The organism is Pseudomonas sp. PSPC3-2, from assembly GCF_049897085.1.
Lineage (GTDB): Bacteria > Pseudomonadota > Gammaproteobacteria > Pseudomonadales > Pseudomonadaceae > Aquipseudomonas > Aquipseudomonas paraveronii.
Map to the genome: position 1 here is coordinate 57,122 of NZ_JAFCVO010000008.1, position 19,242 is coordinate 76,363.

Genomic DNA, 19,242 nt, shown 5'->3' on the forward strand with positions numbered 1-19,242 from the left:
ATAGGGACACAAACTCTACGTCCTGGCCCGCCCCATGAAAGTCGAATCGCTCAACGATGTGCAACTGATCCAACGCGTGGAACAACCGCGCGTCAGCGCTGGCCAAGCAGCGGCTGCGGCGACAGGGCTCGACGACATCGCCCAGATTTTCAATCAGGAAGTTGCGCTTAACAGCCAGGCGTTGAACCGCCGCGCGATGGGGGTGGCCGTGCCTGCCGTCGAGCAGCTCGCGCGGATCTACGATCAATTGGGCCACCCGGCCCAGGAGACCATGGCGTCAATGGCGCGCCGGGTGCGTTCACAACTGATGCACAAAGTCAGCGCGGACAAGTTGCTGGCGCTGACCGGCGGCGACCCGGCGCGCGCATTCGTGGTGCTCAAGCATGTGGCGGCGCAAGCGCAGGCCGAAGTGCGCGTTAGCGAAGAGGCCTTGGCGCAAGAGGCGATTGATCGGTTGCGGGTGCGCTTCAAGGGGGAAATCCAGGCCGGCCTGAACATTGCCTTTGCGCTGGAGCAGGCCGCCGGCAATCCGCAAGAGCGCCAGGCCGTGCGTTCGCTGTATTACGCCAGTGTGGTCACGCGCCAATCCCTGGCAACGATGATGCAATCGTTGTTGGGCCTGTTCGGCGGTGACCGCTTCGCTGACGGCCTCAATGTGATGCGTCGGGCCCTGGCTGATGACATCGCCGCGCATTCGCCCTCGGTGCCCACGGCGCAGTTGCGCACGTTGCTGCTGGGGCTGCAAAGCTGCGCTCAGTTGGGTGGGGCGTTAGCCAATTGCCAGGCATTGCTGCAGCGCCTGAGCACCGATGAGGATTCGGTAAGTCTGTTGCAGCGCCTGTTGGGGTATACCGCCACGGGTGTCGATTCGGGCGAGGTCTTGCGCCTGGCCGAAGACCTCGGTGGCGAGCTGGCGGCGGGCCAACTGGTGTCCCTCAACGCCCTGTACCCGGTGATCCAGCGCCTGCCTCAGAGCTTGTGGCGTGACAGCCGCGGGCGCCAGGAGGCCTTGCACAAATTCTTGTTGGTGATGGACGAGTTCGCACGGGTGGAGCGGGGCAACGCCCACATTGCCAGCGAATTGAGGGGGAGCGCATGAAGGCGCTGGCGACCATCAACGCTGTGCTGCTCAAGGTGGCGCGGCGTGCCGAAGTATTGGGCGCGGTGGTGGTCATGGCCATTGTGTTTATCTTTATCGTGCCGTTGCCGACCTGGCTGGTGGATATTCTGATTGCGCTGAATATCTGTATTTCCTGCCTGTTGATCGTGCTGGCGCTGTATTTGCCCGGGCCGTTGGCGTTCTCTTCCTTCCCCTCGATTTTGCTGCTGACCACCATGTTTCGTCTGGCGCTGTCGATTGCCACCACGCGTTTGATCCTGTTGGAGCAGGACGCGGGCGACATCGTGGAAGCGTTCGGCAACTTCGTGGTGGGCGGTAACCTGGCGGTGGGGCTGGTGATCTTCATGATCCTGACGCTCGTCAACTTCCTGGTGATTACCAAGGGCTCGGAGCGGGTGGCCGAAGTGGCGGCGCGTTTCAGCCTCGACGCGATGCCGGGCAAGCAGATGTCCATCGACAGCGACCTGCGTGCCGGTTTGATCGACGGCGGCCAGGCGCGTGACAAGCGTGAGCAGTTGGGCCGCGAGAGCCAGTTGTTCGGCGCAATGGACGGCGCGATGAAGTTCGTTAAAGGCGATGCGATTGCCGGGCTGGTCATTGTGGTGATCAACCTATTGGGCGGTTTTTCCACCGGGATGTTCCAGCACGGCATGAGCGCTGGCGACTCGATGGCGTTGTATTCGGTGCTGACCATCGGTGACGACCTGATTGCGCAAATTCCCGCGCTGCTGATCTCGCTGACCGCCGGCATGATCATCACCCGTGCGGCGCCGGATGGGCGCAAGGGTGCCAGTAACATGGGCGCGGAAATTGCCCGGCAGATGACCAGCGAACCCAAGAGCTGGATGATCGCGTCGGTGGGCATGCTGGCTTTTGCCGCCTTGCCGGGCATGCCTACGTTGGTCTTCATCCTCATTTCGATGATGACGGGCGGCCTCGGTTATTACCTGGCGCGTCAACGCCAGCGCGAGGAAGAGCCGCCAGCGGAAGCCACCGATGTGGTTCGCCCTGAAGACAACGGCGACGAAGATTTGCGCGGGTTCGATCCGTCGCGTCCCTACCTGTTGCAGTTTTCGCCGGTTCTGCAAGGTTCGCCCGAGGTCACGGAACTCATCCACGGGATTCGCCAGGCGCGCAATGCGATGGTCGCCAACATCGGCCTGACGCTGCCACCGTTCGAGGTCGAACTCGTTGCCTCGCTGGCCGACGATGAGATGCGTTTTTGCGTCCACGAAGTGCCGATGATCAAGGCGTCGGTGGTCATGCTGGTGGCGGTGGAGCGCAAGGCGCTGGCAGCCGAGCCGGACCACGCGGTGCAGGGGGTGGCCGAGCGCGATGAACAGGACTGGCTCTGGCTGCCGCCCGACGATCCGCTGCTGGATGACCCGCAGTTGGAACGCTTCAGCGCGACCAGCCTGATCATCGACCGCATGAAGCAGGCCATGATGCTCAGCGGCCCCCAGTTTCTTGGGATTCAGGAGAGCAAGGCGATCCTCGGCTGGCTTGAGCACAACCAGCCGGAGCTGGTGCAGGAGCTGCAGCGGATCATGCCGCTGTCGCGCTTCTCGGCGGTGCTGCAGCGCCTCGCGGGTGAAGGTGTGCCGTTGCGTGCCGTGCGCCTGATTGTCGAGTCGTTGATCGAGTACGGCCAGCATGAACGTGAGCCGGACGCCTTGGCGGACTACGCGCGCATTGCGCTTAAATCGCAGATTTTTCACCAGTACAGCGAGGCGGACGGCCTGCATGCCTGGCTGTTGTCGCCGCAGACCGAAAACGTGCTGCGCGAGGCGCTGCGCCAGACCCAGACCGGGGTGTTCTTCGCCCTCGACAACGACAGCAGCGCTTCGTTGGTCAACCTGCTTAACCAAGCGTTTTCCGTGCGGCCCAAAAGCAAGAGCGTGATGTTGGTCGCCCAGGACCTGCGCAGTCCCTTGCGCACGTTACTGATTGAAGAGTTCAGCCATGTACCGGTGCTGTCGTTTGCTGAGCTGGGGAGCGCCTCCAAGGTCAAGGTGCTGGGGCGCTTTGACCTTGGCCAGGACGAGCTGATGCGAGGAGCGGCGGCATGAGCGCAACCTGCATACCCGCGCCAGGGAGGACGTGCTGATGTTTGAGCTGCGCGTGCTGGAAGGTTTGAATCAGGGCGCTGCGTTGCCGTTGTTTGGCGAGCAGTGGAGCCTGGGTTGCCACGCTGACGCGGATCTGCTGCTGAACGACGCGGGGGTGGTCGAGCATCACGCGCAGCTGCGGCTGATCGACGGGTTCTGGTCGGTGCAGGCTGAAGCCGGGCTGTTGCAAAGCAGCAGCGGGCAGGCGCTGGCGCAGATCGCCGACCTGGCGCTCAATACGCCGTTTTCGCTGGGCAGCATTCGCCTGTGCGTCGCCTTGGCCGATCAGCCTTGGCCCCGGGCGGCGGCCCCGCAGGCACCCGCGGCAGCCGAGCCGCGCCGCGAGGTGCCGGCAACGCTGGTGTTGTCGGCCATCCCGCCGTTTCAGCAGAAGCGCCTGATCAGTCTGGTGCTGGCGTGCGCGGTCATCATCGTGGCGGTCGGCATGGCGTCCACCGGCGAGCATGAGGCCCAGGCATCGTTGATGCCCGTCGTGCCGCAAAAGCCCGACCTCGCCTCGCCGTTCGAAGTGCGCCAGCAGTTGCTCAAGATGCTCGGCGAGCGCGAGCTGGACCATCGGATCAGCTTGCAAGTGATCAATGGGCAGATCGCCCTCAATGGCGATGTGTCCCAGGAGGAGGTGGAGCTCGTCGCGCGCATGCTCAGCCGTTTTGGTGAGCAGTTCGATACCGCCGTGCCGGTGATCAGCCGTGTGCGGGTACGTGACAACGTCCTGCCGTTCAAGATTTTGCAGATCGTCGGCGGGCCGAGCGGCCATGTGGTGCTGGAACACGGCGATCGCTTGTTCGTCGGCGATGAAGTGGATGGCCTGCGGTTGGTGCTGATCGACAACAACAAGGTGGTGTTCGACGGCACGCAACGCTATGAGGTGCGCTGGTGAGCGGCACGGTGCAGGAGCGTCTCGACGCGTGGCAATTGATTCAGTCCCAGGGGCTGGCCCGTTTCGCGCCCGTGTCGATGCGCGGTCGTATCCAGCGCGTCAACGGCATGCTGCTGCAGTGCCGGCTGCCGCAGGCGCGTATCGGTGATCTGTGCCAGGTCGAAAAAAATCCCGGTGATTACATGCTGGCCGAAATCATCGGGTTTGATCAGCAGGATGCGGTGCTCAGTGCCCTGGGCAATCTGGAGGGCGTGCGCGTCGGCGCCGCAGTGGAGCGCCTGGGTGTGCCGCACCGGGTGCGGGTCAGTGATGAACTGTTGGGCCAGGTGCTGGATGGTTTTGGTCGCCCGATCGCAGGCGAGGGGCCCAGTGCGTTCGTCGAGGCGGATACGCCCGACGCGACCGCGGTGTTGTGCGAGGCGCCATTGCCCACGGAGCGCCCGCGCATCAGCCGCGCGTTGGCCACTGGCGTGCGCTCGATCGATGGCCTGCTGACGTTGGGCGAGGGCCAGCGCGTCGGGCTGTTTGCCGGCGCCGGTTGCGGCAAAACCACGTTGTTGGCCGAGATCGCCCGTAACGTGGAATGCGATGTGATTGTGTTCGGCTTGATCGGTGAGCGGGGCCGGGAATTGCGTGAATTCCTCGACCACGAACTGGATGATCAATTGCGTGCCAAGGCCGTGTTGGTGTGCGCCACGTCCGACCGCTCCAGCATGGAACGTGCGCGGGCCGCGTTCACGGCGACCGCACTGGCCGAAGGTTTCCGGCGCAAGGGCAAGCGGGTGTTGTTGCTGATCGACTCCTTGACCCGTTTTGCCAGGGCCCAGCGCGAAATCGGCCTGGCCGCCGGCGAACCCTTGGGCCGTGGTGGTTTGCCGCCCTCGGTGTACAGCTTGTTGCCGCGCTTGGTGGAGCGCGCCGGGTTAACGCGCGAAGGCGTGATCACCGCGATCTACACCGTGTTGATCGAGCAAGACTCGATGAGCGATCCGGTGGCCGATGAAGTTCGTTCGCTGCTCGACGGCCATATCGTGCTGTCTCGCAAGCTGGCCGAGCGTGGCCACTACCCGGCGGTGGATGTGCTGGCGAGCCTTTCGCGAATTTTGAGCAACGTTGCCGAGCCTGCGCACATCCAGGCCGGTACGGCGTTGCGTCGTCTGTTGTCGGCTTACCAGCAGATCGAGCTGATGCTCAAGTTGGGCGAGTACCAGCCCGGTAACGATGAGCTGACCGATCTGGCCGTGGACAGCCGCCAGGCGGTGGATGGTTTCTTGCGCCAGGACTTGCGTGAGCCCTCGCCGATCACCACGACCCTGGATCACTTGATGGAGCTGACTGCCTATGTCCCTTTCTGAAGTCTTGTCGGGTGAAATCGACACCTTGCGGCGTTTGCGTCGCTACCGCGCAGACCGCGCCGAACGTGCGCTGCGCGAGGCCAAGCGAGCACAGCAAGCACTGGTCGCGCATATCCAGCAGGCCCAGGCGACGCTTGAGCAAACGCGCCTGGAAGAGGCCCGACAATGCGCGCAACTGCTGAGTGAACACCAGGGGCAGGTGGTGACCTTCAAGGCGCTGAAAACCTGGAGCGCCAAGGAGCACGACTTGTCGGCCGGCACCCGCCGCGAAGAAAGCCAGTTGAAGGACCTGCAAGGGCAGCGCGAAGAGCAGGCGGCGCAGGTCGGCAGTGCGCAAAAACAGGTGACGTTGTGCCTGCGCCAGGTGGAAAAAATCCAAGAACTCTCCCATTTACTGACGCAGGAACCGCTATGAACCACGTTTCCGTCATCCCGCCTGAACGCCTGAACCTGCGTGAGTTTCGGCTAGATCGTGTACCGGTGATCGACGCCGTGGTGCCGTGGGAGGACCGGCGACTGTTTGCCCAGTTGTTGAATGATGACAGCCACGACGCGGGCCAATGGCCGTCCCTGGCCGGAATCAAGGCTTCAGGCGATATCTCCCTGGTCGATGCGTTGAGCGAGCGATTGGTTTCGCGGATTGACGGCGCTTCGCAGTGGCCGCTGACGGCGGTCTTGTACTTGCCGCACCTGGGGCGGATTGACAGCCGCATCGGTCGAGAGCAGGGCGTCTGGACGATTGAATTGCAGGCGGAGCGCGAGAGCACGACACGCTGGCTCAGCGGGGTACGGCAGCAGTCTGAGCAAAGGCTTGCCGAGAGCCTGGCGCGGCCGGTCAGCCTGCGCTTAACCCACACGGCGCCGGCATGATGATGCCCGCTCTGGCGTTGCCCACGGTCAAGGGCGATGTGGCGGCGGCCCGGCAGCGCTTGGGGCGTGGATTGCGTATGCCGTATCAGGTTGGCGAGCTGCGTGGCGAGTTACGGCTGGAGCCCGGCACTGCCCCCGTGGGCATCCAGCCGCTGTGTTTCGAAACCGCCTGCGGCGTATTGGGGTTCAGTGAGCCGGGGCCGCAATTCAGCTTGCTGGGCGAATGCCCGGTGACGTTGGCGCAGGCGGGCAACGATCCGGACTCCTGGTTCTGGGCCTTGTTTCAGCATCATTTGAGCGCCCAGGTGCGGGCGCTGTTGGGGCATCTGCGGCTACTGCCCTCTGCGCGGCCTTTGAACTTCGGTTGCCGGCTGTGCGTGACGCTCGGCGCGTCCCACGTCGTGGGCTATTTGTGGCTGTCGGCGCAGAGCTTTCTGGCGTTGTGCGAGGCGGGGGCATGGCGCCGCATGGCCAGCCCGATGCCGGCGCGTTTTCAGTTGGCGCTGCCCGTGACGATCGGGCGCCTGCGCGTTCCCCTCAGCCAATTGCGCGGCCTGCGGGCCGGCGACGTGCTGGTGTTCGAGCAAGCGTTTTTCCAAGCCCATGGCGAGGGTCATGTGCAGGTCGGCGGCCACCGTCTGTGTGTGTTTATTGATGATGAATCTGGGCCTATCTGCCTGACCCTTACTTCGATCGAGGAAGCGCCTTTGGAAGAGGATTTTGCAACACCGCCCTACTCGGGGCATGAAGACGACACGCCGGTGATGGATGTCTTTGGGCATGAGCCGTTCGATGAGCTGAGCATGGCGCTCAATGTGCGATGTGGCACGCTCAACCTGACCCTCGGCGAGCTGCGCAACCTGGCGCCCGGCGCGGTGCTGGGCATTTCCGGGTATGCGCCGGGCATGGCCGGGTTGTATTACGGCGACCGCCCGCTGGGCGTGGGGCAATTGGTGGAAGTGGACGGGCGCTTGGGGTTGCAGATGTCTCGTGTGATCTTTTCCCGATGAGTTTTCAAGGGATAGACCCGATTGTTCTGGCCATGTTCGTGGGCGCATTGTCGTTGATGCCCATGCTGTTGATCGTCTGCACCGCGTTCTTGAAGATCGTGATTGTGCTGATGATCACCCGCAACGCGATCGGTGTGCAGCAGGTGCCGCCGAGCATGGCCATCAACGGCATCGCGTTGGCGGCGACCCTGTTCATCATGGCGCCCGTGGGGTATGAGATCGCGGAGGTCGTCAAGGTAACGCCCCTGGACTTGAGCAACGTGAGCATGCTTCAACAGACCGGGCTTGAAGCGGTGCAGCCGTTGCGGGCTTTTATGGTCCGTAACAGTGACCCGGACATCCTCACCCACCTGCTGGAAAACACCGCGCGCATGTGGCCGCCGGCCATGGCGCAGGAGGTCCAGCGTGAAGACCTGATCCTGCTGGTCCCGGCGTATGTGCTGTCGCAGTTGCAGGCGGGGTTCGAGATCGGGTTCCTGATCTACATCCCCTTTATCGTGATTGACCTGATTGTCTCCAACCTGCTGCTGGCGCTGGGTATGCAAATGGTCTCGCCCATGACCATTTCGCTGCCGCTCAAATTACTGCTGTTTGTGATGGTGTCCGGCTGGTCGCGGCTACTGGACAGCCTGTTCCTTTCCTATCTCTGAGCTGCCTATGGAACCGATCGTACTGTTCAAGCAGGGCATGCTGCTGGTGGTGGTGCTGACGGCGCCGCCGCTGATTGTCGCGGTGATCGTGGGCGTCCTGACGTCGCTGATCCAGGCGTTGATGCAGATACAAGACCAGACGCTGCCCTTCGGTATCAAGCTGGTCGCCGTTGGCATCACGCTGGTGGTGACCGGGCGTTGGATTGGCCTGGAGTTGGTCCAGTTAATCAACCTGACGTTCGACATGATCGCCCGTTCGGCCTTGAGTTGAGGCGTGCCCATGCTGCTCTATCTTGATTTTATGCCGAGCCTGCTGATTGGCATGGCTCGCATTTACCCCTGCGCTTTTCTCGTCGCGGCGTTCTGTTTCCAGCACATTCGCGGCATGCCCAGGCACGCCGTGGTGATGGTCATGGCGTTGATGCCGGCGCCGGGTATTCATGCGGCGCTGGCGGGCCAGGAGCTCTCCGCGATGATGTTGGGCGCGCTGGTGCTTAAGGAGGCGATCCTCGGTTTTTTGCTGGGCGTGTTGCTATCGATGCCGTTCTGGATGTTCGAGTCGGTCGGGGCGCTGCTGGATAACCAGCGGGGGGCGTTGGCCGGTGGCCAGCTCAACCCATCGCTGGGTCCCGACGCTACGCCGATAGGGCATCTGTTCAAGCAACTGGCGATTTTTTTATTGATGGTCAGCCTGGGCCTGGGATCGCTGACCCAGGTGATCTGGGACAGCTACCTGATCTGGCCGCCTACGGTGTGGTTTCCGTTGCCGGCGGCCAATGGCTTCAGTGTGTTTGTCGAACTGGTCGGCGACACCTTCACCCACATGATGCTGTACGCCGCGCCCTTTATCGCCGTGCTGCTGTTGCTCGAGTTCGGCGTCGCGCTACTGGGGATCTACAGCCCGCAACTGCAGGTGAGTACGCTGGCCCCGCCGATCAAGTGCCTGGCCGGCATTGGTATTTTGCTGCTGTATTTCGCGCTGCTGCAGGACTTGATCGTCGGGCGCATGGCGCTGCTCGGTGACCTCAAGCACTTCCTGGGCCTGCTGTTCAAGGGGCCTTGGGCATGAGTGACTCGGGGGAAAAAAAACACCCCGCCAGTGCCAAGAAACTGCGTGACCAGCGCAAGAAAGGCCAAGTCGCGCAGAGCCAGGACGTGCCCAAGTTGCTGGTGCTGACGGCCTTGAGCGAGATCGCCTTGTTCACGGCCGACACCAGCATGCAGCGCTTCCAGCAGATGATGGCGCTGCCGATAGCGCGAATCGGGCAACCGTTTGTGCGTGCCCTGGAAGAGGTGCTGACGGAGGCATTGGTGTTGTTTTTCTCCTTCGGCCTGATGATGGTTGGGGTCGCGATCGGGGTGAAGTTGATCAGCAGTTGGATGCAGTTCGGGCTGCTGTTTGCCCCCGAGTCCCTGAAGCTGGACTTCAATCGCGTGAACCCGCTGACTCAGCTCAAGCAGATGTTCTCCGCCCAGTCCCTGATGAACTTGTTGATGGGCATCGGCAAGTCATTGCTCCTGGGCTTGATCCTGTACGTGGTGATTCGCCCGTCACTGAGTGCCTTGATTAATCTTGCCAACAGCGACCTGCAAACCTACATCCTGGCGCTGATCGCACTCTTTCGATATCTGTTGCATGCGTGCCTGGGGCTGCTGCTGGTGCTGGCGCTGATCGACCTGACGTTGCAGAAGTACTTTTTTGCCAAGCGCATGCGCATGACCCAGGTCGAGGTCGTCAAAGAGTACAAAGACATGGAGGGCGACCCCCACGTCAAGGGCCAACGGCGCTCGTTGGCCTATCAGTTGGCCCAGGAAGAACCCAAAGTCAAGCTGCCCAAGCTGGAGGAGTCGGACATGCTGGTGGTCAACCCGACGCACTTTGCCGTCGCGTTGTATTACCGCCCTGGCAACACACCGCTGCCCAAACTGGTGGCCAAGGGCACGGACGCGAATGCGCGCAAGCTGATTGATCGAGCCAAGGCTGCCGATGTCCCGGTGATTCAGTGCGTGTGGCTGGCCCGCACGCTGTACGAGGAAAAACTGGGGGCGAGCATTCCTCGCGAGACCTTGCATGCCGTGGCGTTGATCTACCGCACCTTGCGCGAGCTTGACGATGAGGCCAAGCGTGAAACCCTCGAGTTGCCGGAGCTGGAGCAGCGCTGATCAGCGGTTGGCGAACCCCTCCAAGGCTTCAAGGTTGGCCAGCGAGAGCATCCGGCTGAGGATTTGCTCCACGGCCTCACGCTGGGCGGGCAGGGCGTGCCAGATGGTCAGTGCGCCCTGGGTATCGAGGTAGATATAGCAGCCGTCAAACGCCGCTGCCTGATCGAAGCGGCGCTCCAGCACGCGTTGCAGTTGCCCAGCTTGCAAGGCCGCCTGGGTGATTTTCAAGGCCAACCCCGGGCGGGCGTTGGCAGGCTGTGTGTGCAGGGAGATGCCCAGGCACAACGGCAGGTGAGCGGCATCGCCGCTCACCAGGCTATCGAAGAATGCCCGCCGATGCCGCTCATCGTCAGGCACCCTCCCGGCGTTCATCGCTCCAGCGACACCGTTTGATAGTCCGAACGCTCCCCGGACGGGCCGGGTTCGACGCGCATCTGTGGCGGCCACCAGATCACCATCTTATCGCTGGTCGATTGTGGGCGTGAGCAGGAGTCCCCTTTGCAGGTCGGGGTGCAACCGCTGATGAACAACACGGCAGTCATCAGGGTGGCGCACAACAGTCTTGGGTTCATGGCGTGGTCTTCCGGGTTGGCGTGAGCAGGGATGGGCGCGGCACACTCAGGTGTTCATCCTTCACCACGGGGCGCATGGCGATAAACACTTCGGCTTCTTCACCCGGCTTGAGCCAGGCGCGCGGCCAAACGGTGACCGCAAGGGTCTGGCTGTTGCTGCATTCCTTTTCATCGATGCGCACATTGCGCTTGTACTGGTTGCGCAGCACCACGACGGCCACGTTGAACTGCGGGCCGGTGTACCACTGGCTGCGCTCGCTATTGAGCGCCAACAGCTCGCGAGGGGTACACAACGTATTCAACGCCAGCGGCATCGCTGCGGCCTTGAAGGCCTTGGGCACTTGGCCGCTGACCAGATGCGCCAGGGTGCTGGTGATTTCGTTGCGGTTGATCACCGGCTGATGCGGCTCCATGCGTCGTGCCAGGGGTTTTAGCGCGGCTTGCAACTCGCTTTGGTCAGCTTGAGGCAAATACCGTGATGGGTCGGACTGATCGCCGATCACGCGCGGGGTGAGAATGAACAACCGTTCGCGCCGGTTGTTCTGGCGTTCCGTCGAGGAGAACAGCGCTTTGCCCAGCAACGGAATATCGCCCAGCAAGGGGATCTTGTTTTGCCTGTCCGCACTATTCGTCACATGGAAGCCACCCACCACCAGTGAGCGTTTTTCCGCCATGACGGCCTGGGTGCTGATCTTGCCTCGACGCACATCGGGGCCGAAGCGTTCGGGGTTGGACTCGTCGAAGTTACCGTCTTCGATATCCACCGCCAGATGGATCTGATGGCCGCCGCGGCTGGTGATGACACGGGGCACGACCTGGAAGCTGGTGCCGACGGTGATGGGCAAGATGGTCGCGTTTTCGCTGCCGGCCGTCAGGTATTGGGTGCGGTTGAAATCAATCACCGCCGGTTGGTTTTCCAGGGTGAGCACCGACGGGTTCGAGACCATGGTTGCCAGCCCGCGAGCTTCCAGGGCGCGCACGTCGGCGTAAAAGCGCTCGCGATTTTCGATCGACAATTGTGATGAGGTGCCGGGTGCCATGTTGACGGCGCCCCGGAAGCGACTGTTTTGAAACCCCCAGTTGACGCCGAATTCGCTTAATTGCGAGCGTTCGATGTCGAGGATGATTGCGTCGATTTCCACCAGCTTGCGCGCCACATCGAGCTGACTGATCAGGTCGCGGTACATCCCCTGACGCTCCGGCAGGTCATAAATCAGAACCGCGTTGTTGCGCACGTCGGCCTCGACGCGGATTCGGCTGGGGTTGACCGGCGCCCGGGAAGTCACCGATATGCCGGCGTCCGCCGGCCCGGTGGGCGCGGGGGTGCCGAGCATTTGCCCCAGCAGCGGGTTGCTCAGACGCGGGAACGCAGGCGCCAGCGGCGCGGGCTGGGACTGCGCGGCGGAGCGTTGAGCCATGCCGGTGAGCATCGTGGGATTACGCGGGTCCAGCAGCCCGCGCAGCATGGTGGCGACGCCTGGGAGGGTGATTCTTTCGTTGCGGTATTCAATTTGGCGGTCTGCGGCATTGGCGAACTTGAGCGGGTAGTTCAACACGCTCTGCTTTTCGTCCGGGGAGCGGCGCTGGCTGCTGAACTGCTTGATCTGTTCGATATAGCGCCGGGGACCGGAGACCAGGACGACGCCGTCCTCCGGCAATTCACCCCAGCCAAAACGACTGTCGAGCAGGCCGATATCGGTCAGTGCTTGCTTGAGGTCGGCAATGGTTTCGGACGACACCTCCAGGCGTGCGGACTCCTGCTGATCAAGGGTGCTGATGTGCAGGGTGTTGTTGTAGAGATACCACTGGAAGCGGTGCTCTACGCCGAGCCTGTCGAGCAGCGACTGCGGGGTATTGGCGCGTATCTTGCCATTGACGTTGCCCTCCAGCAGGCCCTCGATCTGAAGTTGGGTGCCAAATGTCTGGGCAAAATCCTCGAGGACTTCACGCAGTGGCTTGTACTGGGCTTCATAGGCGTATGCCGTGTTCTTCCATTCTGCGGGGATGGCGGCGAGGGCGTATTGCGCCGGGGCCAGCAAGCAGGTCAGGGCGATCAGGCACCGCCAATCGGCGCGTCTGGATGAAGTTTCAGGCGGGTCAATGCGCAAGCTGTCGCGCTTGTGGTTCTTGTTGTGCATAGAGGCTTCTCTGATTAGTACAGCAACGAACGTAGGGAGGTGGGGTTGCGTTGAGGCGCCGCTCTGTGAAGGCGCGCGACGGTGGCGCGCCAGGTATCGCGTTGGTTGAGCAGGGACTCGAGACAGCGCTGCAGTCGCTGTTCGTCGTGCCTGTCATGCAGGCAATGCAGCAGCCAGAGCGCACCGCTGGCTGGCGCCTGAGCGAGAGCGCCCTGAAAGTGATCCAGGCTGACCTCGCCCACTCGCAGCCAGGTCATCAGCAGTGATTTGTCTGGGCGAAGTGGGGTCAGCTGAACACTTAGCAACAGGCTGTTCGAACAATGACGCAGGACAATTTCGTCATTGTTTTCGAATAACCTTAACTCTCCAGTGCCACGTCTCAAGCACTCGGCCAGCAGCGCGTTCAATTTACTGTCCGCTGTCCAGGCCGGACTTCAGGAGCATATGTTTGACGCGGGTGTGTTCATTGAAGACGTATTCGGAGGTTCGATGCTTGGCGACGAGATCGAAAAAAAACGCCATGTCTTCGTCCGCCCCGGAATTGCTTTCTACTGCTTGGTTGAGGTCTCTTTTAACCACCCGTGCGTCGTTTAGAAGCCGATGGGTATAACCGTCGTAATAGTTCATGGAATTACTCCGTTGGGATGTCCTCCTTGTTGGTTTGTATGTCGAATTGGTTCCATGGGTGGCCATTTATATTTCATTAAGTGTGTTTAAAGCCCATCGTTTGAATGGCTGTCGTCAGGCTTCAGGAAGAGGTTGACCAAGGACGTCCAGTCGATCCGAAAGTCCCCCTCTTCGGTATTCAATATGAGCGATTGCGGTTTGATCGTATTGTCGGCGCGCAGTGTCCAGTGCGTACTGCCGCGGTTGGCCAGGCAGGCCCGCACCGCCTCCAATTCGAGCGGATGGCAAACCAATGCGGCCTTGACCGCTGGCACATGGCTCGCCAGCAACTGCTTGATCAGGGCCGCCATGCGTTGGGGGGCGGGGGTGTCTTCAAGCAGCAGGTGAATGGCCTGGTTGGCGATGGCGGTGGCGTATCGTTCAAGGTTGTCACACAAGGCCTGACGCTCGATTTCCCAGCGTTTGAGTTGCGCGTTGGCACGTTGCCATACTTGCAGGCTGGCTTTTTCGAGCAGCTCTTCGCGCTGGGCGTGTGCGGCCTTCAGCAATTGCCTGGCCTCGGCCTTTGCCTGATCCACCACACTGCTGGCCTGTGTGTAGCTCGCCAGTGTTTCGCAAGAGATCATGCTCCCCGGCAGGGGCCGCGCGCCGCCTGGCGAGTTGATTTTATATCGACATAACATCGTTAATCTCCGTGCCCCTCTGAGGCCGCAGCACTACCGTTCCTGTTCATCGCGCCAATACGCCACACCACGGCATGCCAAAGGGTGTCGAGGCGGCTATGGGAGTCACCGAGCGAAAGCGCCTTTTCTTCCAGATCCAAAATACGCCGGCGAGGAAAGCGCAACCTGACGCGCTGCCAGGTGGCCGGCGTGACCCAGGCGCGGAGCAATTGCAGCGGGTCATTGTCGGGCTGCACCATATCCAGGGGCAGGGCCTTGGACAGTCTGTTGCACCACTGCCGATGGTTGTCATCGAGTGCTGTTGCATAGGCGGGACGGCAGATGCCGTCAATCAGTGCGAGCCCCAGGTCGAGTTGATTCGCTGAGGCGAGTGCCAGTTGCAGGAGTGCGGGATCGGGCATTGGCGGCAGGCAAGGGGCCACGCCATAAGGTGTGCCCGCGACGACCTGCCGGCTGCGATGCAGCTCAGTTAGCGCGGCGTGTTGATCGAGGGTTTTCCAGTCTTCGTGGGCACACAACCAAGGCGTGGACCACCATTGGGCCCATGAGAGATTACTCATTGCGTGCATGGACAGGCGCATCCAGGGATGGGCCGTCCGGCAGCGCGTGTGCGGCTCGTTGTGTGCGTCTATGCCAGAACACGCCCCCCGCAACCATCAGCGCCAAGGCGATCAATGCGAATATCACGCTGGCCCGCCAAAAACCGATGTCATCTCCTGGCACCAGGAAAGGCCCGAAGTAAGCCAGTTTTTGCTGCTCCAAATAGGCGGTTGCAGGCACGAAGACGACAGTCAGTTTTTGCGGGTTTTCCACCGCTGCGGTCATCCCCGGGATACTGCTCGCAACCATCCTGCGCACACGGGCCCTGATGTTGTCGGGGTCGAGTCGGGGGTCGTGTTTGATGAACACCGAGGCGGATGCGGGTTGTACGGGTTCTCCCGGAGCGACGCGTTCGGGCAGCACCACGTGTACGCGAGCCACGATGACCCCATCGATGTTCGATAACGTGGTTTCCAGCTCTTGGGACAAGGCATAGATGTAGCGTGCGCGCTCTTCAAGCGGCGTAGAGATAACGCCTTCTTTGCGAAAGGTGTCGCCCAACGTCGCGCGCGCGACCCGAGGGAGGCCGGCGGCCTCCAGGGTTCGCACGGCGCGGCCGATATCGGTGGCGTTGACCACCACGACAACGCCATCTTTCGCGGGAACTTTGGTAGCGCGGATATGTTTGTCCGCCAGTTCCGCAACGACCTCATTGGCCTCCTGTTCGGTTAACTGGCGATGAAGTTCGACACGGTCACTGCAGGCATTGAGCAAGAATGAGAGCGACAGGATGACGAGGATTAGCAGCGGGCGAGTCATCTTGGCCTACTGCAAGTTGCTGATTTTATCGATGCACTGCGCGGTTTTACCGACGCTCTTCGATAACATATGCGTCAGCAGGAGTGCATCGGAAAGTTGGCCTGGATATTTTCGCGCCTCCTCCAGTTTGTTCTTGCTGCTCAATGCACGCAGGCTTTTGGTCATACGCTCAGTCACGGAATTCAGCTTGCCTGCGGCCTCGGAAAGCATGTTCTGTGGCATCGCATGATTGATCGCCGTACTCGGGAGTGAGGAAGGCGTGAGCGTTGAGTTGAAAAAGTTTACATCGGTGGCCGAGGTAGATGCCTCCAGTGTTCCGGAGGCGCCAGGGAGTTGATGGGTTTCAGTCGAGCGGATGCTTCCTATCATCATGTTGCCCCTGTTAGATAAGGGTTAGAAGATGAGCGTGTTTAGGGTTGTTGCTGACAACGCTCGTGGCGGTGTGACCTTCCCGGCATAGTCTGTCGGGAAGGCCAGCAAAGGTTCAGCTATTACAGACGGAGCATGTCAGAGGCTGATTTAATACCGGAGGTATTAGCGTTCTCTGCCGCTTTAAATGCGTTTTTTACACCGTCTTTCCTCTTCTTTTCTTCTGCAGCCTCTATACCCGCATCTGCTTGTTCAGCAGACATGTCGCCACCGTTACCGCCAGCATAGGAGGCGCCAGAATACGAGCCAATCGAACCGATAGTCATGTTTTTTTCTCCGTACTTAACGTTAGTCTCACTAGATTCAGCGATATATAAAAAACGCGGTTGCATACCTATATCGCTGTTCCATAACGTATGTGGCTCAAGTGGTTCATGCGTTCCATGTGTTGCGGGAGGGTATGTTTCAAAAGATGTAATTGCGTTCAGTCGGGGCGTGGGGTCTTAGCTTAGTGATATTCCCAAATGCTTTATTCGGTGGTAGAGCGTTCGCTTGGCGACACCTAACGCTATTGCCACACTATCCACACAGTGGTCGTGTTGACGAAGCGACTCTTCAATCAGCGATTTTTCCATCTGTTGTAATCGCGTCTTTAGGTTCATTTCAAGGTCGTGTCGGTTTATTACCGCTGCTGAGAGCGGTGGCAGGCCCAATACGAAACGCTTGGCCGTCGAGCGCAGCTCGCGCACGTTGCCTTTCCATGGATGGCACAGCAGTTGTTGTAATAACTGCTTGCCGGGTGGCGAGGGGGCGGCGAGCCGGAAGTGCTCGGCCTCTTGCTCAATCATGCTCAGGAACAAGGGAATAATCCGCTCTCGTCGATCCCGCAAGGCCGGAAGGTGGATATTGACGACATTCAGGCGAAAGTAGAGGTCGCGTCGGAAGGTGCCTTGCTCGACCATGTCGTGCAAGGCTTGCTGGGCCGATGCGATTACACGCATGTCTACCGGGATAAATCGTGTGGAACCCAGGCGTTCGACCCCGCGCGACTCCAATACACGTAACAGCTTGGCTTGCAGTGACAGCGGCATGCTGTCGATTTCGTCGAGGTAGAGGGTGCCCAGATGGGCGGCTTCGACAAACCCCGCCCGCGATTGCATGGCGCCCGTATAGGCGCCGCTGTTGACGCCGAACAATTGGCTTTCGGCAAGGGTTTCCGGGATGGCTGCACAGTTAACTGCAACGAAGTTTCCTTTGCGACGGGACAGGTGGTGTATGCGTTGCGCCAACGTATCTTTACCTGTGCCGGTTTCTCCCAATAGCAGAATGTCGATATCGAGAACGGCCGTGTTGTTGACCGTCATTTCGATGACCGGGCAATCGCTAAACGCCATGTCCGTTATAGGAGCGTTTTCGCAGAGCGTCGACATAGTGTTGTGCTCCGATACTGTTGCCACTTCAGGAGGGCTATTAACCTATGGGCCGGCACGCAGTTAAACAGGAAACCTTAGTGTTGTCATGATGCGCTGCTTGAGCAGTAGAGGCGGTCGGGTATTTGAATCGCAAGAACTTTAAAGTTGCAAGGGCTGCTTGGGGTAGTTGCCCGTTGTTAGCGTAAGATAAATCTTAGAGTGATGAAGAATAGTTGGGAAGTTTGATGGGTGTGCAGATATGTTGCGGTCTGTGTTCTAAAATTCTTGTTGTTTTATAATGTGTGGCGATGTTTCGCATCTATTGATGCATCGCCCTTTATAGCGCGGCTTCTACCGCAATCAACGTTTGCACGTTAAATGAACCGGCTAGACAGCCCTCTACCTGCACAAAAACTCACCCGGGCTGGCCCTCCTCACTCCGCACATTGATAGCCATTAAAAAAAACAGCCCTTTGGCACCGATAACATCGTTTCTCGGGCGCACGGCTTTTCAATATATTGGCCGCCAGATCCGGTTAATGACTCACCATTCACCACACTCAGTGCGAGCCGTCTTAATGAACAATAAACCTGACAGCGCAAGGCTTGAAAATGCCGGAGCGGGGACCCGAGCGGTCTGGGCAGGGGAGCAAGTCAGGCACCCCTACAATGCCACTCAAACACCTATCGTGGTCAGTGCCGCTTACGGTTACGACGACATCGACGTCTGGTACGACGTTGCTCTGGGCAAGGCTCCGGGCTTTATCTACAGTCGCATGAGCAACCCGACGGTCGAGACCCTCGAAGCAAAAATCCGCGAGTTGGAAAATGCCGAGTCCGCCGTGGCCTTCAGCAGTGGCATGGCGGCGATCAGCAGTGTGCTTTACACCTTCCTGGCCCACGGCAATCGTGTGGTGTCCACTAAGGACAGCTATGGCGGCACCAACAAGATTTTCGAAGAGTTCCTGCCGCGCATGGGTGTGGCGGTGAGCTTGTGCGAGACGTTCGATCACGAGGAGATCGAGCGTGAAATCGCCAAAGGCTGCCAGTTGGTGTACCTGGAAACACCGACCAACCCGACCCTGAAAATCCTCGATATCCAGCGTCTGGTGGCTGCGGCCAAGCGCGTCGGTGCCGTGGTGGTGGCGGACAACACCTTCGCCACGCCGCTGAATCAAAACCCGCTGGCGCTGGGCGTGGACGTGGTTATCCACAGCGCGACCAAGTTCCTCAGTGGCCATGGCGATGTGCTCGGTGGCCTGGTATGTGGCAGCGAATCGTTGATGGAAAAGGTGCGTCATTACCGCGAAATCAACGGTGCGACGCTCGATCCCTTCTCGGCCTACATGATCATCCGCGGCATGAAAACCCTGGTGCTGCGTCTGCGTCAGCAGCAACACAGTGCCCGCGCCCTGGCAGAGTTCCTTTGCACCGAACCGTTGGTGGCGTCGGTGAATTATCCCGGCTTGCCCCGCCATCCGAACCACGCCGTGGCGTGTGCGCAAATGTCCGGTTTCGGCGCCATCGTCAGTTTTGTCCTGGTCGGTGGCATGGACACGGTCAAGGTGCTGTTGCCGCGCCTGCGCTTTGCTCACTGCGCGGGCAATCTGGGTGCGGTGGAAACCATTTACGGCCCGGCTCGGACCACCAGCCATGTGGAAAACACGCTGGAGGAACGTCTGGCCCTGGGGATCTCCGAAGGGCTGGTACGCGTCTCCGTCGGCATCGAAGACACCGATGATTTGCTCGACGATCTGCAGCAGGCGTTTGCCTTTGTCAGGCATTCACGGGATGAACAGCTACCAGCAAGCAATCAGCCCTCAATCAATGAACCGTGCACTGAGGTAGCCAGTTGAAGTTTTAACGTTACTCCCTCACGACAGGGCCGTCAGTGAGGCGTTCATG

The 19,242-nt window shown here is 60.5% G+C and carries 23 protein-coding genes; 13 read left to right on the forward strand and 10 right to left on the reverse strand.

Translation table 11 applies throughout. The features are described from left to right. The first annotated feature begins 34 nt into the window (after positions 1-34). From sctW to sctU, 11 genes are read left to right on the forward strand one after another with little or no spacing between them, the layout of a single operon-like run. Positions 35-1,099 carry a type III secretion system gatekeeper subunit SctW gene (sctW, locus tag ACP7CJ_RS14810; RefSeq protein ID WP_426100779.1) on the forward strand — a complete coding sequence of 355 codons (1,065 nt, stop codon included), beginning with the start codon at positions 35-37 and terminating at the stop codon, positions 1,097-1,099. Then, on the forward strand, positions 1,096-3,189 hold the full coding sequence (gene sctV / locus ACP7CJ_RS14815; protein ID WP_426100777.1) for a type III secretion system export apparatus subunit SctV: 2,094 nt from the start codon (positions 1,096-1,098) through the stop codon (positions 3,187-3,189). The genes sctW and sctV overlap by 4 nt, the downstream gene beginning before the upstream one ends. 37 nt (positions 3,190-3,226) lie before the next feature. Further along, a complete protein-coding gene (locus ACP7CJ_RS14820) occupies positions 3,227-4,129 on the forward strand; it encodes an FHA domain-containing protein (RefSeq protein WP_426100775.1) in 903 nt (300 codons plus the stop codon). Further along, entirely contained in the window at positions 4,126-5,484 is a 1,359-nt protein-coding gene (locus ACP7CJ_RS14825; RefSeq protein ID WP_426100773.1) for a FliI/YscN family ATPase, read from the forward strand. Before ACP7CJ_RS14820 ends, ACP7CJ_RS14825 begins: the two co-directional genes overlap by 4 nt. After that, positions 5,471-5,899 (forward strand): type III secretion system stalk subunit SctO, encoded by a 429-nt coding sequence (sctO, locus tag ACP7CJ_RS14830; RefSeq protein ID WP_247408400.1) that lies wholly within the window; start codon positions 5,471-5,473, stop codon positions 5,897-5,899. Before ACP7CJ_RS14825 ends, sctO begins: the two co-directional genes overlap by 14 nt. Next, positions 5,896-6,354, forward strand: a complete 459-nt coding sequence (locus ACP7CJ_RS14835) for a type III secretion system HrpP C-terminal domain-containing protein (RefSeq protein ID WP_276196409.1) — start codon at positions 5,896-5,898, stop codon at positions 6,352-6,354. The genes sctO and ACP7CJ_RS14835 overlap by 4 nt, the downstream gene beginning before the upstream one ends. Continuing rightward, positions 6,351-7,364 (forward strand): FliM/FliN family flagellar motor switch protein, encoded by a 1,014-nt coding sequence (locus ACP7CJ_RS14840; RefSeq protein WP_276196410.1) that lies wholly within the window; start codon positions 6,351-6,353, stop codon positions 7,362-7,364. The genes ACP7CJ_RS14835 and ACP7CJ_RS14840 overlap by 4 nt, the downstream gene beginning before the upstream one ends. After that, a complete protein-coding gene (gene sctR, locus ACP7CJ_RS14845) occupies positions 7,361-8,014 on the forward strand; it encodes a type III secretion system export apparatus subunit SctR (protein ID WP_276196411.1) in 654 nt (217 codons plus the stop codon). Before ACP7CJ_RS14840 ends, sctR begins: the two co-directional genes overlap by 4 nt. Positions 8,015-8,021: 7 nt before the next feature. Further along, positions 8,022-8,285, forward strand: coding sequence for a type III secretion system export apparatus subunit SctS (gene sctS, locus ACP7CJ_RS14850; protein ID WP_276196412.1), 264 nt, complete (start codon positions 8,022-8,024; stop codon positions 8,283-8,285). Positions 8,286-8,294: 9 nt separating this feature from the next. Continuing rightward, positions 8,295-9,083 (forward strand): type III secretion system export apparatus subunit SctT, encoded by a 789-nt coding sequence (sctT, locus tag ACP7CJ_RS14855; RefSeq protein ID WP_276196413.1) that lies wholly within the window; start codon positions 8,295-8,297, stop codon positions 9,081-9,083. Beyond that, positions 9,080-10,177 (forward strand): type III secretion system export apparatus subunit SctU, encoded by a 1,098-nt coding sequence (gene sctU, locus ACP7CJ_RS14860; protein WP_247406573.1) that lies wholly within the window; start codon positions 9,080-9,082, stop codon positions 10,175-10,177. The genes sctT and sctU overlap by 4 nt, the downstream gene beginning before the upstream one ends. On the opposite strand, the gene ACP7CJ_RS14865 is transcribed toward sctU, so the two are convergent. The 3 genes from ACP7CJ_RS14865 to sctC are packed head-to-tail and all read right to left on the reverse strand — an operon-like array spanning position 10,178 to position 12,887. Continuing rightward, a complete protein-coding gene (locus ACP7CJ_RS14865) occupies positions 10,178-10,549 on the reverse strand; it encodes a transcriptional regulator (RefSeq protein WP_426100771.1) in 372 nt (123 codons plus the stop codon). After that, complete coding sequence (gene hrpT / locus ACP7CJ_RS14870) at positions 10,546-10,749, reverse strand: HrpT family type III secretion system protein (protein WP_247406568.1); 204 nt, start codon at positions 10,747-10,749, stop codon at positions 10,546-10,548. Before hrpT ends, ACP7CJ_RS14865 begins: the two co-directional genes overlap by 4 nt. After that, a complete protein-coding gene (gene sctC / locus ACP7CJ_RS14875; RefSeq protein WP_426100769.1) occupies positions 10,746-12,887 on the reverse strand; it encodes a type III secretion system outer membrane ring subunit SctC in 2,142 nt (713 codons plus the stop codon). Before sctC ends, hrpT begins: the two co-directional genes overlap by 4 nt. Before the next feature lie 65 nt (positions 12,888-12,952). On the opposite strand from sctC, the gene ACP7CJ_RS14880 reads away from it, so the two are divergent. Continuing rightward, positions 12,953-13,153 carry a hypothetical protein gene (locus ACP7CJ_RS14880; RefSeq protein WP_276196418.1) on the forward strand — a complete coding sequence of 67 codons (201 nt, stop codon included), beginning with the start codon at positions 12,953-12,955 and terminating at the stop codon, positions 13,151-13,153. Between the two features lie 142 nt (positions 13,154-13,295). On the opposite strand, the gene ACP7CJ_RS14885 is transcribed toward ACP7CJ_RS14880, so the two are convergent. The 7 genes from ACP7CJ_RS14885 to ACP7CJ_RS14915 form a co-directional block, all read right to left on the reverse strand. Beyond that, positions 13,296-13,514: a hypothetical protein gene (locus tag ACP7CJ_RS14885; RefSeq protein ID WP_276196419.1), complete on the reverse strand. Its 219-nt coding sequence runs from the start codon at positions 13,512-13,514 to the stop codon at positions 13,296-13,298. A gap of 86 nt (positions 13,515-13,600) precedes the next feature. Further along, positions 13,601-14,197, reverse strand: a complete 597-nt coding sequence (sctL, locus tag ACP7CJ_RS14890) for a type III secretion system stator protein SctL (protein ID WP_426100767.1) — start codon at positions 14,195-14,197, stop codon at positions 13,601-13,603. Positions 14,198-14,199: 2 nt separating this feature from the next. Continuing rightward, positions 14,200-14,766: a type III secretion protein gene (locus tag ACP7CJ_RS14895; RefSeq protein WP_276196421.1), complete on the reverse strand. Its 567-nt coding sequence runs from the start codon at positions 14,764-14,766 to the stop codon at positions 14,200-14,202. Next, on the reverse strand, positions 14,750-15,556 hold the full coding sequence (gene sctJ / locus ACP7CJ_RS14900) for a type III secretion system inner membrane ring lipoprotein SctJ (protein WP_276196422.1): 807 nt from the start codon (positions 15,554-15,556) through the stop codon (positions 14,750-14,752). The genes ACP7CJ_RS14895 and sctJ overlap by 17 nt, the downstream gene beginning before the upstream one ends. A 6-nt stretch (positions 15,557-15,562) precedes the next feature. Then, positions 15,563-15,928 (reverse strand): hypothetical protein, encoded by a 366-nt coding sequence (locus tag ACP7CJ_RS14905; RefSeq protein WP_276196423.1) that lies wholly within the window; start codon positions 15,926-15,928, stop codon positions 15,563-15,565. 119 nt (positions 15,929-16,047) lie between these two features. Then, the gene (locus tag ACP7CJ_RS14910) at positions 16,048-16,251 is read right to left on the reverse strand and encodes a hypothetical protein (protein ID WP_426100765.1); all 204 of its coding nucleotides are present in this window, start codon (positions 16,249-16,251) and stop codon (positions 16,048-16,050) included. 177 nt (positions 16,252-16,428) lie between these two features. Next, the gene (locus tag ACP7CJ_RS14915) at positions 16,429-17,355 is read right to left on the reverse strand and encodes a sigma 54-interacting transcriptional regulator (RefSeq protein WP_276196425.1); all 927 of its coding nucleotides are present in this window, start codon (positions 17,353-17,355) and stop codon (positions 16,429-16,431) included. Between the two features lie 560 nt (positions 17,356-17,915). Between ACP7CJ_RS14915 and ACP7CJ_RS14920 the strand changes: the two genes are divergently transcribed. Next, on the forward strand, positions 17,916-19,193 hold the full coding sequence (locus ACP7CJ_RS14920; protein ID WP_276196426.1) for a cystathionine gamma-synthase family protein: 1,278 nt from the start codon (positions 17,916-17,918) through the stop codon (positions 19,191-19,193). Positions 19,194-19,242: the final 49 nt, after the last annotated feature.